15 protein-coding genes are annotated in these 21639 nt (G+C 70.4%); 8 read left to right on the top strand and 7 right to left on the bottom strand.

The features are described from left to right. Positions 1 to 18: 18 nt before the first annotated feature. A complete protein-coding gene (gndA, locus tag G3I40_RS41750; RefSeq protein WP_164560013.1) occupies positions 19 to 1458 on the bottom strand; it encodes an NADP-dependent phosphogluconate dehydrogenase in 1440 nt (479 codons plus the stop codon). Between the two features lie 121 nt (positions 1459 to 1579). Here gndA and G3I40_RS41745 point away from each other — a divergent pair, with 121 nt between their 5' ends. Both G3I40_RS41745 and G3I40_RS41740 read left to right on the top strand, forming a co-directional pair. After that, positions 1580 to 2551 (top strand): acetylxylan esterase, encoded by a 972-nt coding sequence (locus G3I40_RS41745; RefSeq protein WP_164560012.1) that lies wholly within the window; start codon positions 1580 to 1582, stop codon positions 2549 to 2551. An 88-nt stretch (positions 2552 to 2639) separates the two neighbouring features. Then, a complete protein-coding gene (locus tag G3I40_RS41740; RefSeq protein ID WP_164560011.1) occupies positions 2640 to 3836 on the top strand; it encodes a transglycosylase family protein in 1197 nt (398 codons plus the stop codon). Positions 3837 to 3839: 3 nt separating this feature from the next. Here the strand turns inward: G3I40_RS41740 and G3I40_RS41735 are convergent, their stop codons facing one another. Beyond that, complete coding sequence (locus G3I40_RS41735) at positions 3840 to 4799, bottom strand: DMT family transporter (RefSeq protein ID WP_164560010.1); 960 nt, start codon at positions 4797 to 4799, stop codon at positions 3840 to 3842. Positions 4800 to 5089: 290 nt separating this feature from the next. On the opposite strand from G3I40_RS41735, the gene glgA reads away from it, so the two are divergent. Beyond that, positions 5090 to 6247, top strand: coding sequence for a glycogen synthase (gene glgA / locus G3I40_RS41730; protein WP_164560009.1), 1158 nt, complete (start codon positions 5090 to 5092; stop codon positions 6245 to 6247). Positions 6248 to 6273: 26 nt separating this feature from the next. Next, positions 6274 to 7491 (top strand): glucose-1-phosphate adenylyltransferase, encoded by a 1218-nt coding sequence (gene glgC, locus G3I40_RS41725; RefSeq protein WP_164560008.1) that lies wholly within the window; start codon positions 6274 to 6276, stop codon positions 7489 to 7491. 22 nt (positions 7492 to 7513) lie between these two features. Here glgC and G3I40_RS41720 read toward each other — a convergent pair whose 3' ends face one another. The 5 genes from G3I40_RS41720 to G3I40_RS41700 form a co-directional block, all read right to left on the bottom strand. After that, on the bottom strand, positions 7514 to 8536 hold the full coding sequence (locus G3I40_RS41720; RefSeq protein WP_164560007.1) for an ABC transporter permease: 1023 nt from the start codon (positions 8534 to 8536) through the stop codon (positions 7514 to 7516). Beyond that, a complete protein-coding gene (locus G3I40_RS41715) occupies positions 8533 to 9495 on the bottom strand; it encodes an ABC transporter permease (RefSeq protein ID WP_164560006.1) in 963 nt (320 codons plus the stop codon). Before G3I40_RS41715 ends, G3I40_RS41720 begins: the two co-directional genes overlap by 4 nt. Continuing rightward, positions 9488 to 11014 (bottom strand): sugar ABC transporter ATP-binding protein, encoded by a 1527-nt coding sequence (locus G3I40_RS41710; RefSeq protein WP_164560005.1) that lies wholly within the window; start codon positions 11012 to 11014, stop codon positions 9488 to 9490. Before G3I40_RS41710 ends, G3I40_RS41715 begins: the two co-directional genes overlap by 8 nt. 1 nt (position 11015) lies before the next feature. Continuing rightward, positions 11016 to 12116: an ABC transporter substrate-binding protein gene (locus tag G3I40_RS41705; RefSeq protein ID WP_164560004.1), complete on the bottom strand. Its 1101-nt coding sequence runs from the start codon at positions 12114 to 12116 to the stop codon at positions 11016 to 11018. A gap of 172 nt (positions 12117 to 12288) precedes the next feature. Then, the gene (locus G3I40_RS41700; protein ID WP_164560003.1) at positions 12289 to 13305 is read right to left on the bottom strand and encodes a LacI family DNA-binding transcriptional regulator; all 1017 of its coding nucleotides are present in this window, start codon (positions 13303 to 13305) and stop codon (positions 12289 to 12291) included. A 195-nt stretch (positions 13306 to 13500) separates the two neighbouring features. Between G3I40_RS41700 and G3I40_RS41695 the strand changes: the two genes are divergently transcribed. The 4 genes from G3I40_RS41695 to G3I40_RS41680 all read left to right on the top strand — a co-directional run. Continuing rightward, complete coding sequence (locus G3I40_RS41695) at positions 13501 to 16131, top strand: PA14 domain-containing protein (protein ID WP_164560002.1); 2631 nt, start codon at positions 13501 to 13503, stop codon at positions 16129 to 16131. Between the two features lie 65 nt (positions 16132 to 16196). Further along, positions 16197 to 18599 carry a beta-L-arabinofuranosidase domain-containing protein gene (locus G3I40_RS41690; protein ID WP_164560001.1) on the top strand — a complete coding sequence of 801 codons (2403 nt, stop codon included), beginning with the start codon at positions 16197 to 16199 and terminating at the stop codon, positions 18597 to 18599. 62 nt (positions 18600 to 18661) lie between these two features. Further along, complete coding sequence (locus G3I40_RS41685) at positions 18662 to 21010, top strand: GH92 family glycosyl hydrolase (protein WP_164560000.1); 2349 nt, start codon at positions 18662 to 18664, stop codon at positions 21008 to 21010. Between the two features lie 157 nt (positions 21011 to 21167). Continuing rightward, positions 21168 to 21639, top strand: a 472-nt coding sequence (locus tag G3I40_RS41680) for a wax ester/triacylglycerol synthase family O-acyltransferase (RefSeq protein WP_239092260.1), incomplete at its 3' end; no start/stop codon positions are given.

Below are 21639 nucleotides of genomic sequence, written 5' to 3'. Positions count from 1 at the left end.
CCCTCGCCGGTGTAGGCCCTACGCGTCGACCTCGGAGCGGTCCCCGCCCCACAGGGTGTGGAACGAGCCCTCGCGATCGCTCCTGCGGTAGGTGTGCGCGCCGAAGAAGTCCCGCTGGCCCTGCGTGAGCGCGGCCGGCAGCCGCTCGGCGCGCAGCGCGTCGTAGTACGCGAGCGCCGCCGCGAAGCCCGGCGTGGGCACGCCCTGCGTGGTCGCGGCGACCAGGACGGCACGCCAGTCGTCCTGCGCCGCCGCGATCTCGTCGGCGAAGCTCTTGTCCGACAGCAGCGAGACGAGGCCCGGCTCGGCCTCGTACGCCGCCGTGATCCGGTCCAGGAACGCGGCCCGGATGATGCAGCCGCCGCGCCAGATGCGGGCCACCGCGCCCGAGTCGATGTTCCAGTCGTACTGCTCGCTGCCCGCGGCGATCTCGTGGAAGCCCTGCGTGTACGACACGATCTTCGAGGCGTACAGCGCCTGTTCCACCTTGTCGGCGAAGGCCGCGGCCTCCGACTCGCTCAGCGCGGTCGCCGTCGGGCCCGCCAACTCCTTGGACGCGGCGCGCAGTTCGGCGTGCCCGGACAGCGAACGGGCGAACACCGCCTCCGCGATCCCGGAGACCGGCACGCCCAGGTCGAGCGCGATCTGCACCGTCCAGCGGCCGGTGCCCTTCTGCTCGGCCTGGTCCTGGACGACGTCGACGAACGGCTTGCCGGTGGCCTCGTCCACGTGGGAAAGGACCTCCGCCGTGATCTCGATCAGGTAGGAGTCCAGGCGGCCGGTGTTCCACGTCCGGAAGATGTCCGCGATCTGCGCGGGGGAGTACCCGGCGACATCGCGCAGCAACTGGTAGGCCTCGCCGATGAGTTGCATGTCCGCGTACTCGATGCCGTTGTGCACCATCTTCACGAAGTGACCGGCGCCGTCCGGACCGACGTGCGTCACGCACGGGGCGCCGTCCTTGGCCTTCGCGGAGATCTTCTCCAGCATCGGGCCGAGCGAATCGTAGGACTCGACGCTGCCGCCGGGCATGATGCTCGGCCCGTGCAGCGCGCCTTCCTCGCCGCCGGAGACACCGGTGCCGACGAAGTGGATGCCCTGCTCGCGCAGCTCCTTCTCGCGGCGCCGGGTGTCGGCGAAGTGCGCGTTGCCGCCGTCGACGATCATGTCGCCGGGTTCGAGGAGCGGGGCGAACTCCTTGATCACCGCGTCCGTCGGCTCGCCCGCCTTCACCATGATCACCAGGCGCCGCGGCCGCTCCAGGGCGGCCACGAACTCCTCGGCGGTCTCGGTCGGGACGAAGATGCCCTCCTCGCCGAACTCCTCCACCAGCGCGTGCGTCCGCGACGCGGTGCGGTTGTGGAGGGCGACGGTGTAGCCGTTGCGGGCGAAATTGCGGGCGAGGTTACGCCCCATGACCGCGAGCCCCGTGACACCGATCTGGGCTGTAGTGCTCATGCCTGTCGCTCCTGGATTCGGAATGTGAAAGATTTTGTTCAGTTGGCGCGCGGTGCGGCGTAGCGTTGGCCTCCGCCCCCACGAACCCTCTCCTGGACTCTCTACGATGTTGGAGCCGCGCGTGCCTCATTTCGATCTGCCGCTCGACGAACTGCGTGCGTACAAGCCCGCGTTGACGGCCCCGGACAACTTCGACGCCTTCTGGGAGAAGACCCTGGCCGAGGCCAGGGAACACGACCTCGACGCGCGATTCCAGCCGGTCGACGTCCCGCTCACCGCGGTCGACGTATTCGACGTTACGTACGCGGGCTTCGACGGGCATCCCGTGAAGGGCTGGCTCGTGCTGCCCGCGGGCACCACGGAGCCGATTCCGGCCGTCGTCGAGTACATCGGCTACAGCGGTGGCAGGGGCCTGCCGCACACCCACCTCAGATGGGCCGCGGCCGGGTTCGCGCACTTCGTCATGGACACCCGGGGCCAGGGCAGCGGCGGCAGCGTGGGGGACACCCCGGACCCGGTGGGCAGCGGACCCTCGGTCTCCGGTTTCATGACGCGGGGTATCCAGGACCCGCACGCGTACTACTACCGGCGGGTCTACACCGACGGCGTCCGCGCCGTGGAGGCGGCCCGCTCGCACCCGCTCGTCGACGCCTCCCGCGTCGCCGTGACGGGCGGCAGCCAGGGCGGCGGCATCACCCTCGCCGTCGCCGGCCTCGTCCCGGACCTGAAGGCGGCCGCCCCCGACGTGCCGTTCCTGTGCCACTTCGGCCGCGCGGCCACGCTCACGGAGCGTCACCCCTACCGCGAGATCGCGCTCTACCTGAAGGCCCACATCGGTGAGGACGAGCGCGCCTTCCGCACCCTCGCGTACTTCGACGGCATGAACTTCGCGGCGCGCGCCACCGCGCCCGGCCTGTTCTCCGTGGCCCTGGAGGACCAGACCTGCCCGCCGTCGACGGTCTTCGCGGCGCACAACCACTGGGCGGGCGCGGAGCGCTCCATCGAGGTGTACGCCTTCAACGACCACGAGGGCGGCGGCCCGTTCCAGCAGGCGGTCCAACTGCGGTGGATTCCTGGCCACTTGAGGGGCTGAAAGCAGCCAGGGTGGCTCCCCGCACTCTTGTCATGACTGCGTAGGAGCGGCTAATTTGCCGCTCCTACGGGTCTCCGAGGGGGCTTTCATGGCGTTACGGGGCCGGCACCGCCGGTATCAGCCGAGCCGGGTCAATCGTGCGTCGCTCACCGTCACCGTCGGGGGCGCCGGCATGGCGATCCCCCTCATCGGCGCGGGCGCGGCGCACGCCGCGGACCCGGCCACCTGGAACAAGGTCGCCGCGTGCGAGTCCGGTGGGAACTGGAGCATCAACACGGGCAACGGCTACTTCGGCGGCCTGCAGTTCACCCGCTCCACCTGGGCCGCGTACGGCGGCACGGCCTACGCGCCGCGTGCCGACCTGGCCACCAAGGACCAGCAGATCGCCGTCGCCGAGAAGGTCCTCAAGGGTCAGGGGCCCGGTGCCTGGCCGGTGTGCTCGCAGCGCTCCGGACTGACGACCGCGCGGCCGGTTACCGACGTGAAGCCCCAGGCCACGGATGTGAAACCCCAGGCCACGGATGTGAAGCCCGAGGTCACGCCCCAGTCGAAGGCGGGCCGCGCCGAGATGTACACGGTGATCAGCGGCGACACGCTGTCGGGCATCGCGGACGCGCGCAAGGTCCCCGGAGGCTGGCAGGGGCTGTATGCGGCCAATCGCAGGACGGTCGGCGCCGACCCGGATCTGATCGTTCCGGGCCAGCGGCTCTCGATGCCGGGCGCGTCCACGAAGGCCGGGACGAAGGCCGCGGAACCGGCCAGGACCCAGCCGAAGAGGACCGAGCCGCCGAAGAAGGCCGAGGCGAAGAAGCCCCCGCCCCACAAGACCCAGCCGAAGAAGACGGAAGCCAAGAAGACCGAGGCCAAGAAGACCGCCTCACGCGGCGTCGTGGCCCCCGTCCAGGCCTCCATCGGCACCCCGTACCACGCGGCCGGTTCCTCCTGGTCGAAGGGCTATCACACGGGCGTGGACTTCGTCGTGCCCACCGGCACCTCGGTCAAGGCCGTCGCCGCGGGCCAGGTCGTCGAGGCCGGCTGGGGCGGCTCGTACGGCTACGAAGTGGTGATCCGGCACGCCGACGGCAAGTACAGCCAGTACGGGCACCTGTCGGCGCTGTCCGTGAAGAGCGGGCAGCGCGTGGTGGAGGGCCAGCGCATCGCCCGGTCCGGGTCCACCGGCAACAGCACGGGCCCGCATCTGCACTTCGAGGTGCGGACCGGGCCCGGATTCGGCAGCGACATCGACCCGCTCGGCTATCTGCGGGCCCACGGCGTCAGGGTCTGAGGTTCACCCGACGTTCTCGACCGGCGCGTCGGAGGGCGGCTTGGGCTGTCCCGGCATGCCGTCCAGGCCCGCCGGGGTGTCCGGCACCTCCGGAGCGTCCTGTGCGGAGTTCTGGGCGATCACCCGGGCGCCGCGGTCCCGGCCGATGCGCTCGGTCGTCAGCAGGATCAGGCCGCCCGCGGCCACGACGCCGCAGCCGAGGGCGAGGGCCGTGCCGATCGTGCCGTACCGGAACGATTCGCCGAACAGGGTCAGGCCCACGGCCGCCGCCACCACCGGGTTCACGACCGTCGCGGTCGCCAGCGGCGCGGCCAGGCCGGCGCCCCGGTAGGAGGCCTGCGACAGGAGCATGCCCGCCGTGGCCAGCGCGGCTATCGCCAGCAGGCTGGTGAGCTGGGTCCACGGGTCGCCCGACCAGTCGACGGTCACGGACTTCGTGAACACCGACGCCATGCCGAACGCGCCGCCCGCGGCGACCGCCAGCAGCACCGCGCGCACCACCGGGTGCCGGTGAGCCGCCCGCGCTGACGTCATCAGCACCAGCACGCCACCGGCCGTGATCAGGCCGACCAGGAGCCGCTCGGTGCCGTTCAGGGAGTCCTCGGAGGCCGAGCCGGTCAGCGCCAGCAGCCCCGCGAGACCGACCGTCGCCATGATCGCCCCGCGCCAGGCGGTGGCACCGGCCCGACGGCCCACGAGCAGGGCCGCCATCGGCAGCGCCAGCACGATCGTCAGGGCGCCCAGCGGCTGCACCAGGCTCAGCGGGCCGAAGGCCAGGGCGATGACGTGCAGCAGCGCGCCCAGACCGTTCAGACACCCGGCGCCCCACCAGGCGGGCCTGCGCAGCGGCGCGTACGCCGACTCCGGCGACGTCTGGGCCACCCGCTCCTGGACGATCGCCCCACCGGCGTAGGCGACCGCCGAGACCAGGGAGAGCAGCACGGACAGCGCCAGGGCACTCATCTGGTGCCCCCTGCGGTGCGGAGCTGCGCGCGGTCGGTTTTCATACCCTCTACGATCTCTCGCCCGGCCGCTCTTGTCGTCCGACCTGAGCAGGCATTGGGTCCTACTACCGATGGAGTACTCCGCGTAACGAGTCATCCCCAGGACGGGTGCCCGCGGGGCGGAGCAGGGCCTCCGAGCCGTCCGCACCCTTTCGCGCCGGACTTCCATGGGTGACCATGAGGGGGCGAGGCGAGCACGACCGATTCCGAGCGAGTGGTGACGAACCGACGACGGGGGCGCGCGTGCGAGTGGGACTGCTCAGTCGGGAGTATCCGCCGGACGTCTATGGCGGCGCTGGAGTCCATGTCGAGTTCCTGGCAAGGGAGTTGCGTCCCCTCGTCGACCTGGAGGTGCACACCTGGGGCGAGGGCGCCACCGACGGAGTACGCCGCCACCGCGCCTGGCCGGCGCTCGACGGGGCCAACGACGCACTGCGCACCCTCTCCGTGGACCTGTCCATGGCCGCGGCCCTCGAAGGCCGCGACCTCGTGCACTCCCACACCTGGTACACGAACCTCGCGGGCCACCTCGCCGCCCTCCACCTCGGCGTCCCGCACGTGATGACCGCGCACTCCCTGGAGCCGCTGCGGCCCTGGAAGGCCGAGCAGCTCGGTGGCGGTTACGCTCTGTCGGCCTGGGCGGAACGCACGGCGATCGAGGCCGCCGACGGCGTCATCGCGGTCTCCCGGGCGATGCGCGACGACATCCTCGCCTGCTACCCGGCGCTGGAGCCCAAGCGCGTCCGCGTCGTGCACAACGGCATCGACGTCTCCCTCTACCGCGCCGACCCCGGCACCGACGTGCTGCACCGCTTCGGCATCGACCCGCAGCGCCCGTACGTCGTCTTCGTCGGCCGCATCACACGCCAAAAGGGCGTGCCCCATCTGCTGCGCGCCGCCCGCGAGCTCGCCAAGGGCGTGCAGCTGGTGCTCTGCGCCGGGGCGCCCGACACCCCGGAGATCGGCCGCGAATTCCGGGAACTGGTCGAGGAGTTGAAGAAGACCCGCGACGGAGTGTGCTGGATCCCCTCCATGCTGCCGCGCGCCGAGGTCGTCCAGATCCTCACGCACGCCACGGTGTTCGTGTGTCCGTCCGTGTACGAGCCGCTCGGCATCGTCAACCTGGAGGCGATGGCCTGCGGCACCGCGGTCGTCGCCTCCCGGGTCGGCGGCATCCCCGAGGTGGTGGCGGACGGCGAGAGCGGCCTGCTCGTCCCGTACGCGGAACGGGATCCGGCCGCTTTCGAGGCGGGCCTGGCCCGCGCCCTGAACGACGTGGTCGGCGACCTGGGTGCGGCGCGCCGCATGGGGGCCGCCGGACGGGAACGGGCCGCGGCGGAGTTCGGCTGGGACGCGGTCGCCCGGCGCACGGTCGAGGTGTACGGGGAGATCCTCAACGGCGCCTGAGGCGCTGTGAATTGAAGGGGGCTGGCATGCGCGGTGGGCCTTCGGTGCTCGGGATCGTACTGGCGGGAGGAGAGGGGAAGCGGCTGATGCCGCTCACCGCGGACCGGGCGAAGCCCGCGGTGACGTTCGGCGGCACGTACCGCCTGGTGGACTTCGTCCTGTCGAACCTCGTCAACGGCGACATCATGCGGATCTGCGTCCTGACGCAGTACAAGTCGCACTCCCTGGACCGGCACGTCACCACGACGTGGCGGATGTCCAGCCTGCTCGGCAACTACGTCACGCCCGTGCCCGCACAGCAGCGCCTCGGGCCCCGCTGGTACTCGGGCAGCGCCGACGCGATCCTGCAGTCCCTGAACCTCGTCCACGACGAACAGCCGGACTTCATCGCGGTGTTCGGCGCGGATCACGTGTACCGGATGGACCCGCGGCAGATGCTGGCGCAGCACGTCGAGTCCGGCGCGGGCGTCACCGTCGCCGGTATCCGGGTGCCGCGCGCACAGGCCCCGTCCTTCGGCATCATCACGCCCGCCAGGGACGGCGCCCACATCGAGGCGTTCCTGGAGAAGCCGACGGACCCGCCGGCGCTGCCCGGCACCCCGAACCAGGTCTTCGCCTCGATGGGCAACTACCTCTTCACGACGAAGACGCTCGTCGACGCGCTGACCCAGGACGCCGAGGACGACGACTCGGCGCACGACATGGGCGGATCGATCCTGCCGATGCTCACCGAGCGGGGCGTCGCGCAGCTCTACGACTTCGACGGCAACCACGTCCCCGGCGAGACCGCCCGCGACCACGGCTACTGGCGCGACGTCGGCACGCTCGACTCGTACTACGAGGCGCACATGGACCTGATCTCGGACGAGCCGACGTTCAACCTGGACAACCGGCGCTGGCCCATCTACACGCACTCCGGCCAGCTGCCGCCCGCCAAGTTCTGCGCCGCCGGCATCGCGAACGAGTCGATCGTCAGCCCCGGCTGCGTCATCCGCGGCCAGGTCACCCGGTCCGTCCTGTCGCCGGGCGTCACGATCGCCGACGGGGCCGTCGTGCAGGGCTCGGTGCTGCACGACAACGTGACGGTGGGCAGGGGAGCCGTGGTCCGCGGCGCCGTCCTCGACAAGAACGTGGAGGTTCCGGCCGGCGCCACGATCGGCGTCAACCCGGACCGGGACGCCGAGCTCTACACCGTGTCGAAGGGCGGCGTGATCGCCCTGGGCAAGGGGCAGGCCGTGCACTGACCCGGCCCGCGGGCCGGGTGCCTCACAGCACCCGGCGCCGCCGTCCCAGCCACGTCTGCGCGATCACCACGACCGCCAGGAACGCGCCGCTGACCACCTGTTGGTACGCCGAGTCCAGCGAACCGATCTGGTTGATCACGTTCTGGATGACCTTCAGCAGCAGCACGCCCACCAGCGAACCGCTGATGAAGCCGAAGCCGCCCGTCAGCAGAGTGCCGCCGATGACGACCGCCGAGATCGCCTCCAGCTCCATGCCGGAGCCGAGGATCGTCACGCCCGACACCAGCCAGGCCGCGTTCAGCGCGCCGGCCAGGCCCGCGCACAGCCCGGACAGGGTGTAGACGCCGATCTTCGTGCGGGCCACCGGCGCGCCCATCAGCGCTGCCGCGTCCTCGTTGCCGCCGACCGCGTACACGTACTGTCCGAAGCGGCTGCGGCGCAGCACCAGCGCGCCGAGCGCGAACAGCGCGAGGGTGATCCACACGGGGACGCCGACGCCGAGCAGTTTGCTCTGGCCGAGGTCCGCGAAGAACGTGGACTTGTCGACGAGGTACGTGTTCGCGCCCTCGTCGGTGATCGCGAGGAGGATGCCGCGCGCGCCGAGCATCGCCGCCAGCGTCACGATGAAGGGTGCCAGCCGGGAGCGGGCGATCAGCAGGCCGTTGACCAGACCGATCAGGCCGCACACCGCGAGCGGCAGGAGCAGCGCGACCGCCGTCCCGTACTGCGAGCCCCAGGCGGCCAGGACGCCGCCGAGCGCGAACAGCGAGCCGACCGACAGATCGATGCCGCCGGTCACGATCACGAACGTCATGCCGAGCGCCACGACCGCGAGGAACGCGGACGACAGCGCCATGTTCTCCATGTTGTCGCCCGTGAGGAACGTGTCGAAGGAGAGCGAGGCGACGATCACCGCGATCACCAGCGTGACCAGGGCGCCGTGCTGTTGGGCGAGGGCGCTGAGCCGCTCCGCGCGCGTCGCGCCGAGTGCTTCCTCCTGGGCGGGCCCGGCCGGCTGTACGGCCTCGACATCGGTCATCGTCATCGCTTCCCCCGTTCGCGGGCCGCGTAGACCGCGAGCACGATCACCACGGCCTGGGCGATCTGCGTCCACGACGGCGGCAGGTCGTGCTTGATGAGCGTGGCCGTCAGCAACTGGATGAGGACCGCCCCGGCGACCGTGCCGCCGATGCGGACCCGGCCGCCGGTGAGCGGGGTGCCGCCGACCACGACGGCGGTGATCGCGGAGAGTTCCATCAGGTTGCCCAGCGACGTCGGATCGCTGGCGGTCAGGCGCGCGGTGGCCAGCACCCCGGCCACGGCGGCCAGTACGCCGGACAGGACGTAGACGACGATGAGGACGCGCCGCACCGGCAGGCCCGCGAGCTTCGCCGCGGCCCGGCTGTCGCCGATGGCGAGCAGCTGCCGCCCGAACGTGGTGCGCCGGATGACGAAGGCGACCAGGACCGCGAGCGCGGCCGCGATCAGCACCAGATAGGGGATGCCGAGCACGTCACCGGTGCCCAGTGACCTCAGGCCCGGGTCGCGTACGTCCTTGAGCTGCGGCAGCAGGACGAGGGCGAGGCCGCGGCCCGCGACCATCAACGCCAGGGTGGCGACGATGGGCTGGACGCCGATGAACGCGATGAGCGCGCCGTTCGCCACGCCGACCAGGGCGCCGCCGACGAGCGCGGCGACCAGCGCGATCCACACGCCGTAGCCGAGGTAGAGGGAGATCAGCGAGGTGGCGAGCGCCATCACCGAGCCGACCGACAGGTCGACGCCCTCGGTACCGATGGCAAGGGCCATGCCCAGCGCCACGATGAGGACGGGCGCGACCTGCACGGCCTGGGTGCGGAAGTTCTCCGCCGACAGGAAGTGCGGGGTGAAGGCGATGTTCGCCACCAGGAGGACGGCGACGCCGAGATAGACGCCGTAGTCCTGCAGCAGGCGCAGCAGCCGGTCGCGGTCGAGACCGGCCCTGCCCAGGGAAAGGTCAGTCAACGGACTTTCCTCCAGCGGGAGTCGCGGCGATCGCACGCATCAGTCGGTCCTCCGTGACGGCGTCGCCGATGAGCTCGGTGACCACCGCGCCGTCCTTGAGGACGACGACCCGGTCCGAGCCCTCGATCAGTTCCTCCATGTCCGAGGAGATCAGCAGCACGCCGAGCCCGTCGTCCGCCAACTCGTCGATGAGCTTTTGCACCTCGGCCTTCGCGCCGACGTCGATGCCGCGCGTCGGCTCGTCCAGCAGCAGCACCTTCGGGTTCATCGCGAGCCAGCGCGCGAGCAGCACCTTCTGCTGGTTGCCGCCCGACAGTTCGCCCACCTTCTGGTGCGGACCCGCGGTCTTGATCTGCAGGCGCTTGACGAAGGTGTCGACGATGCGGTCGATGCGCGCCTCGTCGACCAGACCGAAGCGGGACAGCCCCGGCAGCGCCGCGAGCGCGATGTTCTCCCGCACCGACAGGCCCGGCACGATCCCCTCCGCCTTGCGGTCCTCGGGCAGCAGACTGATGCCGGCCCGGATCGCGGCGGGCGTGGAGCCCGTACGCACCGGGGCCCCGGCGACCGTCACCCGGCCGCCGTCCGTGGGCAGCGCGCCCGCGATCGCCTTCGCCGTCTCGCTACGGCCGGAGCCGAGCAGTCCGCCGAGGCCGACCACCTCGCCGGGCCGGATGTCGAGCGAGACCCCGTGCAACTGGTGGCGGACCGTCAGTTCCTCGGCCCGCAGCACCGGTTCGGACGCGGCGTCGTGCTCGCCCGAGAACTTGGTGAGGCCCTCGTCGCGTACGTCGCCGACATCGCGGCCCAGCATCAGCGACACCAGCCGCAGCCGGTCCAGGTCGGCGAGGTCGCCGGTGTGCACGACCTTGCCGTCGCGCAGCACGGTGACCGCGTCGCACACCTCGTACAGCTCGTCGAGGCGGTGGCTGACGTAGACGACGGCGATGCCGCGCTCGCGCAGCATCCGGATCACGCCGAAAAGCGTCTGCACCTCGCGCGGCTCCAGCGACGACGTCGGCTCGTCCATGATGACGACCTTCGCGTCCACCGACACCGCGCGGGCCAGGGCCACCATCTGCTGGGCACCGACGCCGAGTTCGCGCAGCGGACGCTGCACGTCGACCCGGACGCCGAGCTCGCGCAGGGCCGCGTCCGCCTCCCGGTGCATGCGCCGGAAGTCGATCAGGCCGAGACGGCCGCGCGGCTCACGGCCGAGGAACAGATTGCGGGCCACGCTCATCAGGGGGACGAGGTTGACCTCCTGGTAGATCGTGGAGATGCCCGCGTGCTGCGCCTCGAGCGGTGTGGAGAAGCTGACCTGTTGGCCGTTGTAGGTGAGGGCGCCCGCTTCCGCGTCGGGCTGGTAGACCCCGGTGAGGACCTTGATCAGGGTCGACTTTCCGGCCCCGTTCTCCCCGATGAGCGCGTGCACCTCCCCGGCGCGCGCGGTGAAGTCGACACCGTCGAGGGCGCGCACGCCGGGGAACGACTTGCTGAGGTTCTGTGCCGACAACATGTCAGAAGGCCTTGTCGAGATCCGACTTGGCGTTGTCCTTGGTGTAGGCGCTGTCCTTGATGACGATGTTCTGGCCGACCTTGTCGCCCTTGGTGAAGGAGTCCAGGGTCTGGAAGGCGAGCGGCCCGAAGCGCGGGTTGGACTCGATGACGCCGGAGATCCAGCCGTCGACGATGCCCTGCACGGCGTTACGGGTGCCGTCCACCGTCACGATCTTGACGTCGCCGGCCTTCTTGCCCGCGCTCTTGAGGGCGTTGACGGCGCCGAGGCCCATCTCGTCGTTCTCGGCGTAGATGCCGGTGATGTCGGGCTTGGACTGGATGAGCTGCTCGGTGACCTGCTGGCCCTTCTCCCGGGCGAACTCGCCGGTCTGCTTGAAGACGACCTTCAGGCCGGGCGCCTTCTCCTTGAGCCGGTCCTGGAAGCCCTTGGTGCGCTCGGTGGTCACGTTGTTGCCCGCGGCGCCGAGCAGGATCGCGATCGTGCCCTTGCCGCCGGTCGACTCGATCATCTGGTCCGCGGCGCGCTTGCCCTGCTCGACGAAGTCCGAGCCGATGAAGGAGACGTAGTCCTTGCAGGCCGTCGCGTTGATCTTGCGGTCGACCGTGACGATCGGGATGTGCTTGGCGCCTGCCGCGCGCAGCACGGGCTCCCAGCCGTCGGAGTTGAGCGGCGCGATGACCAGCAGGTCGGCGCCCTTGGCGATGAGGTCCTGCACGTCGCTGATCTGCTTGGAGAACTGCGACTGGGCGTTGGCCGTGAGCAGCTTGATGCCACGCTTGCCCGCCTCGGCCTTGAGCGAGGCCGTCTCCGCGATGCGGAACGGATTGGCCTCCTTCTCGGACTGCGAGAACCCGACGGTGGCGCCCTTCAGGTCGAGCTTCTGGCCGCCGTACGTGGAGACGTCGCAGGTCTCGCCGGTACCGGGGGAGGCCACCTTCTGGCCGGCGTCGGCGTCCTGCGCGCTCGAACTGCCCTTGTCCGAACTGGAGTCGTCGTCCTCGGACTTGGCACATCCGGTGGCGAGCGCGAGGCTCGCGACGAGGCCGGCGGCGAGCAGGGCCTGGGAGGAAGTGCGGCGAAAACGTGCGGTCTGCGTCATGTGATGGTCCCCAAAACGGCACGGCCCGGCGCGTGAACGCGCTGACGGGGTGGATGTGTTCGACCGGTCGGAAGGCGGTACAGGGGAGGTTTTTACATCGTTGGAAGAGGGCTGTAAAGACCTCGCGCAGGGACTGGTGTCCGCGGCCTGCGCGGCGGGCCCGTCCGCGGCGTCACCGGCGGCCGAGCGTGCTCTCCCGCTCGATCAGCCGGTACTCCGCGGTCAGTTCGCGTCCCGACAGCTCCTCCGGGCGGTCCAGCCGGTCCAGCAGCGACCGTACCGCCAGCCGGGCGATGGCCTGTTTGTCCGGCGAGATGGTGGTGAGCGTGACCGCGCCGAACCGGCCCTCCGCGATGTCGTCGAAGCCGACCACCGCCACGTCCCACGGGACCCGCAGGCCCCGTTCGTGCAGTACCCGCATCGCACCGATCGCGACCAGGTCGTTGTACGCGAACACGGCGTCGGGGCGGACCCCCGAGTCCAGCATCTTGGCCATCGCCTCGGCGCCGTCGCCCCGGTCCCAGCCCCCCGTCGAACCGACCAGCGTGTCCGGCGCGGGCAGCCCGGCGTCGGTCAACTCCGCCCGCCAGCCCGCCAGTCGAAGATGCGCGGGCTGATTCGCCGAGTCGGTGCGTTCGCCCAGGTAGGCGATCCGCGTGCGGCCGCGCCCCAGCAGGTGGCGCACGGCGTCCCGGGCCGCCGCGACGTTGTCGATGGCGATGTGGTCGTAGGGCACGTCGTACTCGCGCTCGCCGAGCAGCACCAGCGGCACGTCGTCGCCGTCCCGTCCGCGCAGGTCCTCCGCCTCCAGTTCGAGCGGACTCAGGATCAGCCCGTCGATCACCCGAGCCCTGAAGCCCTGACTGACCAGGAGCTCCTGTTCGCGCTCGCCCCGGGTGTGGTCCAGCAGCACCGTGACGTCGTGCTCGGCGGCGGCGTCGATCACGGCGCCGGCCAGCTCCGCGAAGTACGGGTTGCCGAGCTCCGGCAGCGCGAGGGCGATGATGCCCGTACGCCCTTTGCGCAGGTGGCGGGCGGTGAGGTTCGGGCGGTAGCCCAGCTCGTCGATGGCCTGCTGGACCCGGGCGCGCATGGCCGGCGTGACGTGCTGGTAGTTGTTCACGACATTCGACACGGTCTTGATCGAGACGCCCGCGCGCTCCGCGACATCCTTGAGGCTCACCCGCACGGATTCTCCTTCGGCTCGGCGCACCCGCTTGTTCGGGTGCGTTTGTCATGACCCTGGACAGCGCGCCGGAGGGCGTGCTGTCATGCCAACTGCCGTTCCTTCCAACGTTGTACAGACGAGTTGTACCGACTAGAGCGGCGAGCCGCCACCCTTCCTCGACCTGTTCCCGTGGACGCATCCCACACAGGAGGATCCGTGCGCACCAGATCCCTCAGAACTCTCCAGTCCCTCAGACAGCACGGCCGGCCCCTGGCCGTGCTGGTCACCGCGGCACTCGGTCTCACCGCGCTCACCGTGGCCCCGTCCGCCACGGCCGCGGACGAGCCGGTCGTGCCGCACGGTCTCAAGGGGGAGTACTACACCCAGTCCGCCCCCGGGGCCTTCGACTTCGACCAGCTGAAGGCCACCGGTTTCGACCCGCAGATCGACTTCGGCAGCCTGGACTCCCGGCTGCAGTCGGCGACCGGCAGCGCCGACGACGCGAGCGTGCGCTGGACCGGCAAGCTCGTGCCGGAGAAGACCGGCGCGACAACGTTTTCCCTCACCGGCGACAACGGCTTCAGGCTCTGGGTCGGCGGCAAGCTGGTCATCGACCACTGGGTCGACGACTGGGACAAGGAACAGACCTCCGCGCCGGTCGAGTTGACCGCCGGCCAGGCGACCGACATCAAGATCGAGTACTTCGAGCACTTCGGCGGATCCAATCTGCACGTGCGCTGGACCGAGCCGGGGGAGCAGAAGGAAGCGATCCCCTCCTCGGCGTTCCGGATCCCCGACGACTGGGCCTACGACGGAGCGATCGGCACCACCGTCCTGGGCGACGGCCGCAGCCTCAAGCTGGACTTCGCCCAGAAGCTCGGCACGGTCCCCGGCGCGGTCAACGACCACCTCACGGCGGTGATCGGCGGCGCCAAGTGGCCGCTGAGCAGCGTCAAGGCCGACCCGAAGGACCCCCGGGCCCTACTGGTCGCGCTGAAGGAGCCCGTCGTCGGCAACAAGGACGGTGACGCCCCCGGTCTCGCCGACGTCACGTACGACGGCAAGGGCGGCCTGGCCGGCGGCGACGGGAAGGCCGTCGGGCAGTTCTGGTCCAGCGGTCCCAACCACTCGACGTACCAGCTGAGCACCAAGTGGGGCGACGACGTCACGCCCGCCAACGCGCACCGCGAGTACCCGCGTCCGCAGCTGACCCGCTCCGACTGGCAGAACCTGAACGGCAGTTGGGAGTTCGCGGGCGCCAAGTCCGGTGACCCCGTGCCGGTCGGCAAGAAGCTCGGCGAGAAGATCCTCGTGCCCTACCCGGTCGAGTCCCAGCTCTCCGGGATCGAACGGCACGAGGACCGCATGTGGTACCGCCGCACGTTCACGGTGCCCAAGGGCTGGAAGGTCGGCAGCGGTCAGCGCCTCCAGCTGAACTTCGGCGCCGTCGACTGGCAGTCCGAGGTCTACGTCAACGGCAAGAAGGTCGCCGACCACAAGGGCGGCTACGACAAGTTCAGCGCGGACATCACGGACGCGCTGAAGCCCGGCCGCACCCAGGAGCTGATCGTCGGCGTCTACGACCCGACCGACGCCGCGAACGGCGAGAACCCGCCGATGGGCAAGCAGCGCCTGGACCCCAGCGGCATCTGGTACACCCCGTCGTCCGGCATCTGGCAGACGGTGTGGATGGAGCCGGTCGCGGCCGACCACGTCAGCGACGTGAAGCTGACCCCTGACGTGCCCAAGAGTCAACTCTCGGTCGAGACCAAGGGAGTTCGGGACGGGCTGCCCGTCACGGCCACCGCGTACGCCGGCAAGCGCAAGGTGGGCACCGCCACCGGCACCTCCGGCTCGCCGCTCACCCTGAAGCTCGACAAGCCGCACCTGTGGACCCCGGACGACCCGTTCCTGTACGACCTCAAGGTGAGCGTCGGCAAGGACCGCGTCGGCAGCTACTTCGGGATGCGCTCCATCGCCGTCGAGAAGGTGAACGGCACCCCGCGCACCGTCCTCAACGGAAAGCCCACCTTCATGATGGCCACCCTCGACCAGGGCTTCTGGCCGGACGGCCTGCACACGGCGCCCAGTGACGAGGCGCTCGCGTACGACCTGAAGATGCACAAGCAGATGGGCTTCAACTCCGTCCGCAAGCACATCAAGGTCGAACCCGACCGCTGGTTCTACTGGGCCGACAAGCTGGGCCTGCTCGTCTGGCAGGACATGCCGGCGATGGCGGCCGGGACGAACCCGTCCACCGCCGCCCGCGCCGAGTACGAGCGTGAGATGAAGACGATGATCGACCAGCACTCCAACCACCCGTCGGTGATCATGTGGGTCACCTTCAACGAGGGCTGGGGCCAGTACGACGAGGCCCGCATCGCCGATCAGGCGAAGTCCTGGGACCCGACCCGCCTGATCAACTCGATGTCCGGGATCAACCTGGGCGTCGACGGGGGCACCGGCGACGTCCTCGACGAACACGGCTACCCGAGCCCGGCGCTGCCCCCGAACCCCGACGGGAAACGCGCCCTGGTCGCAGGCGAGTACGGCGGCCTCGGCCTCGCCGTACCGGGACACGCCTGGTCCGTCCAGCAGTCCTACGTCGACGTGGACCCGGCGACGTACACGGACGACTACCTCACCAAGCTCGACGAGGTGCACCAGCTCGCCTGCAAGGGCGGCAACGGCGCCGTCTACACGCAGATCTCGGACGTGGAGGGCGAGCTGAACGGCCTGCTCACCTACGACCGCAGGGTCGTCAAGCCGGACGTGAAGCGCGTGCACGACGCCCAGCAGGCGCTGATCAAGGACGCCTCGCAGGCGACCGTGCAGAACTGCGCCTGATCCGTACGTCCCTGGGGGCGGGCCCGCACCGTCGGGCCCGCCCCTCTCACATGAGGAGACAGCTCATGACAGTGACACGACGCGGCGTGCTGCAGGCCGCCGCGGTGGTCTCCGCGGCCACCGCGTTCGGCGGCGTGACGGGCACGGCGGCCCGGGCGGCGGCCGGACCCGGTCCGGCCGCCGACGCCTTCTCCCGCCTGCCGGTCGGCAGCATCACGGCCCGCGGCTGGCTCGCCGAGCAGCTGCGGCTCCAGCTCGCCGGACTCTGCGGCCGGTACGAGGAGACCTCCCACTTCCTGCGGGCGGACACCACCGGCTGGGTCCACCCGGAGCTCGACGGCTGGGAGGAACTCCCGTACTGGCTAAGGGGATTCGTGCCCCTCGCCATCGCCACCCGGGACGCCGACGCGCTCGCCACCTGCAAGCGCTGGATCGACGCCGTCCTCGCCACGCAGGAGCCTGACGGCTTCTTCGGCCCGCGCGCCCTGCGCACCTCCCTGAACGGCGGCCCCGACTTCTGGCCGTTCCTGCCGCTGCTGATGGCACTGCGCACGTACGAGGAGTACACGCACGACGACCGCATCGTGCCGTTCCTGACCCGCTTCCTCACCTTCATGGAGGCCCAGGGCAAGGGCGCCTTCGACACCAGCTGGGTCTCCGTGCGCTGGGGCGACGGCATCGACACCGCGCGCTGGCTGTACGACCGCACCGGTGACGCGTTCCTGAAGAGCCTCGTCGACAAGATGCACCACTACGGCGCCGACTGGACCGGAGCACTGCCCACCCCGCACAACGTGAACATCGCCCAGGGCTTTCGCGAACCGGCCCAGTACGCCCAGTGGACGGCCGACGGAGCGAAGGACCTGGTCCGGGCCACCTATCGCACGTACGACCAAGTCCTGCGCGAATATGGCCAGTTCGCGGGCGGCGGCATCGCCGGTGACGAGAACTGCCGGCCCGGCTTCGGTGACCCCCGCCAGGGCTTCGAGACCTGCGGCATCGTCGAGTTCATGGCCAGCCACGAACTGCTCACCCGCCTCACCGGCGACCCGGTATGGGCCGACCGCTGCGAGGACCTGGCCTTCAACATGCTCCCCGCGGCCCTCGACCCGCTGGGCAAGGGCATCCACTACGTCACCAGCGCCAACAGCGTCGACCTCGACAACTCCCGCAAGACGGACGGGCAGTTCCAGAACGGCTTCGCCATGCAGTCCTTCCGGCCGGGCGTCGACCAGTACCGCTGCTGCCCGCACAACTACGGCATGGGCTGGCCCTACTTCACCGAGGAGCTCTGGCTCGCCACCCCGGACGGCGGACTCGCCGCCGCCCTGTACTGCGCGAGCGAAGTGACGGCCGAGGTCGGCGCCGACAGCGTCCCCGTGACCGTACGGGAGGAGACTGACTACCCGTTCGACGAGACCGTCACGCTGACCGTGCACGTCGAGCAGCCGGTCGACTTCCCGCTGCGGCTGCGCGTCCCCGGCTGGTGCGCCACACCGCGCCTGGCCGTCAACGGCCGTACGGTGAAGGCGGGTCCGGGGCCCGCCTTCACCGAGATCCGGCGCACCTGGCGCGACGGCGACCGCGTCACGCTGCGGCTGCCCCAGCGCACCACTTTGCGCACCTGGACCCGCAACCACGACAGCGTCAGCGTCGACCACGGCCCGCTCACCTACTCCCTGAAGGTCACGGAGAAGTACGTCCGCACCGGGGGCAGCGACACCTTCCCCGAGTACGACGTGCACGCCGCCTCGCCCTGGAACTACGGGCTGGTGCCCGGCAGTTCGCCGGTCCTGCGGCGCGCGTCGGGGCCCCTTCCCGCCAACCCGTTCACCCTCGACGCCGCACCCGTCACCCTCGCCGCCCGGGTCCGCCGCATCCCCGAGTGGATCGCGGACGACGAGCACGTCGTGGCGCCGCTGCAGCCGAGCCCGGCCCGCAGCCGCGCGGCGGTCGAGACGGTCCCGCTCGTGCCGATGGGCGCGGCACGGCTGCGCATCACGTCCTTCCCGACGGCAGCCCCCGACGGCCGGCCGTGGACACCCGAACCGGCCTACCGGCGCATCGAGAACAAGCACAGCGGCAAGGTCCTCGCCGTCGACTCGATGTCCACGAGCAATGACGCGCGCGTCGTGCAGTTCGACAACTCGGGCACGGGCGACCACGCCTGGCAGCTGCTCGACGCGGGCGCCGGCCGACTGCGGATCCGCAACGGACAGAGCGGCAAGTACCTCGCGGTGAAGGAGAGTTCGACGGCGGACAGCGCCTGGATCGTCCAGTACGAGGACAGCGGCCGGGCCGACCTGCTGTGGACCCGCGTCGACCGGGGCGAGGGCTGGTTCCTGCTGCGCAACGAGCACAGCGGAAAGGTGCTCGGGGTGGACGGGATGTCCACCGCGAACAGTGCCCAAGTGGTGCAGTTCACCGACAACGGGACGGAGGACCACCTGTGGCGTCTGACGTCTTGACGGGCCCCCGGGGCCCACGAAGAATGACCGCGCACGCTGACAACGTTGTCGAAAGGCGCACGATGACTAGACGCACCCGCCGCTCGCGACCCCGCGCCCTGGGCGTGCTCGCCGTCGCGGCCCTGCTCGGGACGGGACTCGCGGCGCCCGCGGCGCAGGCCGCGTCGGGCGGCTCCGCTCAACTGACCGATCTGGTCAACCCGTTCATCGGTACCGAGAACGAGGGCAACACCTATCCCGGTGCCGCCGTCCCGTTCGGGATGGTGCAGTTCTCGCCGGACACCGGCCACAACACCGGCTACGACTACTCCGAGGACCACATCCGCGGCTTCTCCACCGTCCATCTCTCGGGCGTGGGCTGCGGGTTGGGCGGCGACCTGCCGGTGCTGCCGACGACCGGCGACATCACCAGCACCGACTACGCCACGTACGCGGCGGAGTTCAGCCACGACGACGAGAAGGCGTCACCCGGCTACTACAAGGTCGGTCTGAAGACGGGCATCGAAGCCGAGCTGAGCGCCACCAAGCGCACCGGCGTCCAGAAGTACACCTTCCCGGCCACCGACAAGGCCAACGTCCTGCTCAACGCGGGCCAGTCGCTGCACAAGTCGCTGCACACCAAGGTCGAGATCCTCGACAGTCGCACGGTGCGCACCGCCGTCACGGGCAGCGGCTTCTGCCAGGACACCAAGCCGTACACGGTCTACACGATCACCAAGTTCGACCGCCCCTTCACCACGTCCGGCACGTGGAAGGGCGACACGGTCACCGCCGGCTCGAAGACCTCCGACGCGGACGCCGAACGCAACGGCGCCTACGTCCGATTCGACACGAGCAAGGACCGCACCGTCGAGGCGACCACCGCCATCTCGTACGTCGACGCCAAGGGCGCGGACCTCAACCTCCGCGCGGAGGGCGGCCGTTCCTTCGACAAGGTGCACCGCGCCGCCACGGCCGCATGGGAGGACCGGCTCGACGACGTGCGCGCCCAGGGCGGCAGCGAGACGCTGCGCCGCACCTTCTACTCGTCCCTCTACCGGTCCTTCCTCGCGCCGAACATCGGCAGCGACGTGGACGGCCGGTACACGGGCTGGGACCAGAAGACGCACCGCGCCAAGGGGTTCACGTACTACCAGAACTGGTCGCTGTGGGACACCTACCGCACCCAGGCGCAGCTCCTGTCGCTGCTCGCGCCGCGCGAGTCGCGGGACATGGCGCTGTCGGTCGTCCAGATCGACAAGGACAGCGGCTGGCTGCCCAAGTGGGGCTACGGCACGGTCGAGACCAACATCATGACCGGTGACCCCGTCACGCCGTTCCTCACCAACGCCTATCAGCAAGGGCTGTTGAAGGGGCACGAGGAGGACGCGTACCGCGCGCTGAAGAAGAACGCCGACGAGGTGCCGCCGGCCGACTCCGCGCCGGTGGGCCGTGAGGCCAACAAGGAGTACCTGGCCGACGGGTTCGCGCCGTACATCAAGGACCGCGCGCATGTGAAGCCCGGCGACTCCGACTACGACCACGGGGCCTCGGCCACGCTGGAGTACGCGCTGTCCGACGCCATGCTCGGCCAGATGGCCAAGGAGCTCGGGCACAAGGCCGACGCGAAGCGGTACGCCGAGCGGGCCCAGAACTACCGGAAGATCTTCGACAGTTCGACCGGCTTCTTCCGTGCGCGCGACGCCGCCGGGAACTTCACCGGCCCCGCCGACCCCGCGCAGAGCGAGGGCTTCCACGAGGGCACGTCCTGGCAGTACCAGTGGATGGTGCCGCAGGACCTGCCCGGCATGGTCTCGCTGATCGGCGGCGAGGACGCGGCGAACAAGCGCCTCGACTCGTTCTTCGCCTACGACCAACTGGTCGCCGACCCGGCGAAGACCGCCCGCGAGGTGTGGGTCAACGGGCCGTACGACTACTACAACGCGGACAAGTACAACCCGCAGAACGAGCCCGACCTGATCGCGCCGTACACGTACCTGTCCACCGGCCGGCCGTGGAAGACCACCGACGTGGTGCACGCCGCGCTGACCCTGTTCACCGACGCCCCGACGGGTATGACCGGCAACGACGACCTGGGCACCATGTCCGCCTGGAACGTCCTGTCGTCCATCGGGATCTTCCCGGTGCAGCCGGGCACCGACACCTGGGGCCTGTCGACGCCGGTCTTCGAGCGGGTCGACCTCACGCTCGACCGCCGCTACTACCCGCAGGGGAAGCTGACGGTGAAGGCACCGGGCACCACGGACTCCGCCCGCTACATCCAGTCGGCGCGCACGAACGGTGCCGCGTACGACAAGACGTATCTGACCACCGGGGACCTGCGCGGCCTGCGGGACCTGAGCTTCACGGTGGGCAGCGAGCCCTCACAGTGGGGGACCGGGGCCGACGCGGCGCCGCCCGCGGTGAAGTGACGTAACCGACAGTTCAGTTGAGCCCCATGAGACCCGCCTCTCCCGGAGAGGCGGGTCTTCATGTGTTGTTAACTGAGTGTGGCGAGATCGTACTTGACCGTAATCGGCCGGGGGCGATTGACTGCGGGTTCCCCCGCCGTCGACGCGAGAGCACTCCATGACTGCCACAGGCCCGGACCTGCTCGCACCACTCGACCTTGCCTTCTGGAACATCGAGACCGCCGAACACCCCATGCACCTGGGCGCGTTGGGCATCTTCGCGGCGGGCGACCCCGGCGCGGCCCGCCACGCGTACGAGCTGCTCGCCGCACGGGCCGCGGGGGTGCCCGGGCTGCGCATGCGGATAGCGGGCGTGCTCGTACCCGTGGGCGGCGCGGCCAGGGTGCCGGTGAGCGCCTCCGGATTCGACCCGTTCGACCACGTGCGGCTCGCCGAACCCACCGACGACTTCCACGCCGCCGCGGGCGCGCTCATGGAACGGCCGCTGGACCGGGCCCGGCCCCCGTGGGAGGCGCACGTCCTGCCCGCCGCGGACGGCACGTCGTTCGCGGTGCTGTTCAAGTTCCACCACGCCCTCGCCGACGGGCTGCGCGCGCTGACGCTGGCCGCGGCGGTCATGGACCCCGTGG

This window comes from Streptomyces sp. SID14478 (assembly GCF_010548525.1).
Taxonomy (GTDB): Bacteria; Actinomycetota; Actinomycetes; order Streptomycetales; family Streptomycetaceae; genus Streptomyces.
The sequence above is the reverse complement of the archived record's forward strand: the minus strand, read 5'-3'. Positions and strand labels throughout refer to the sequence as shown.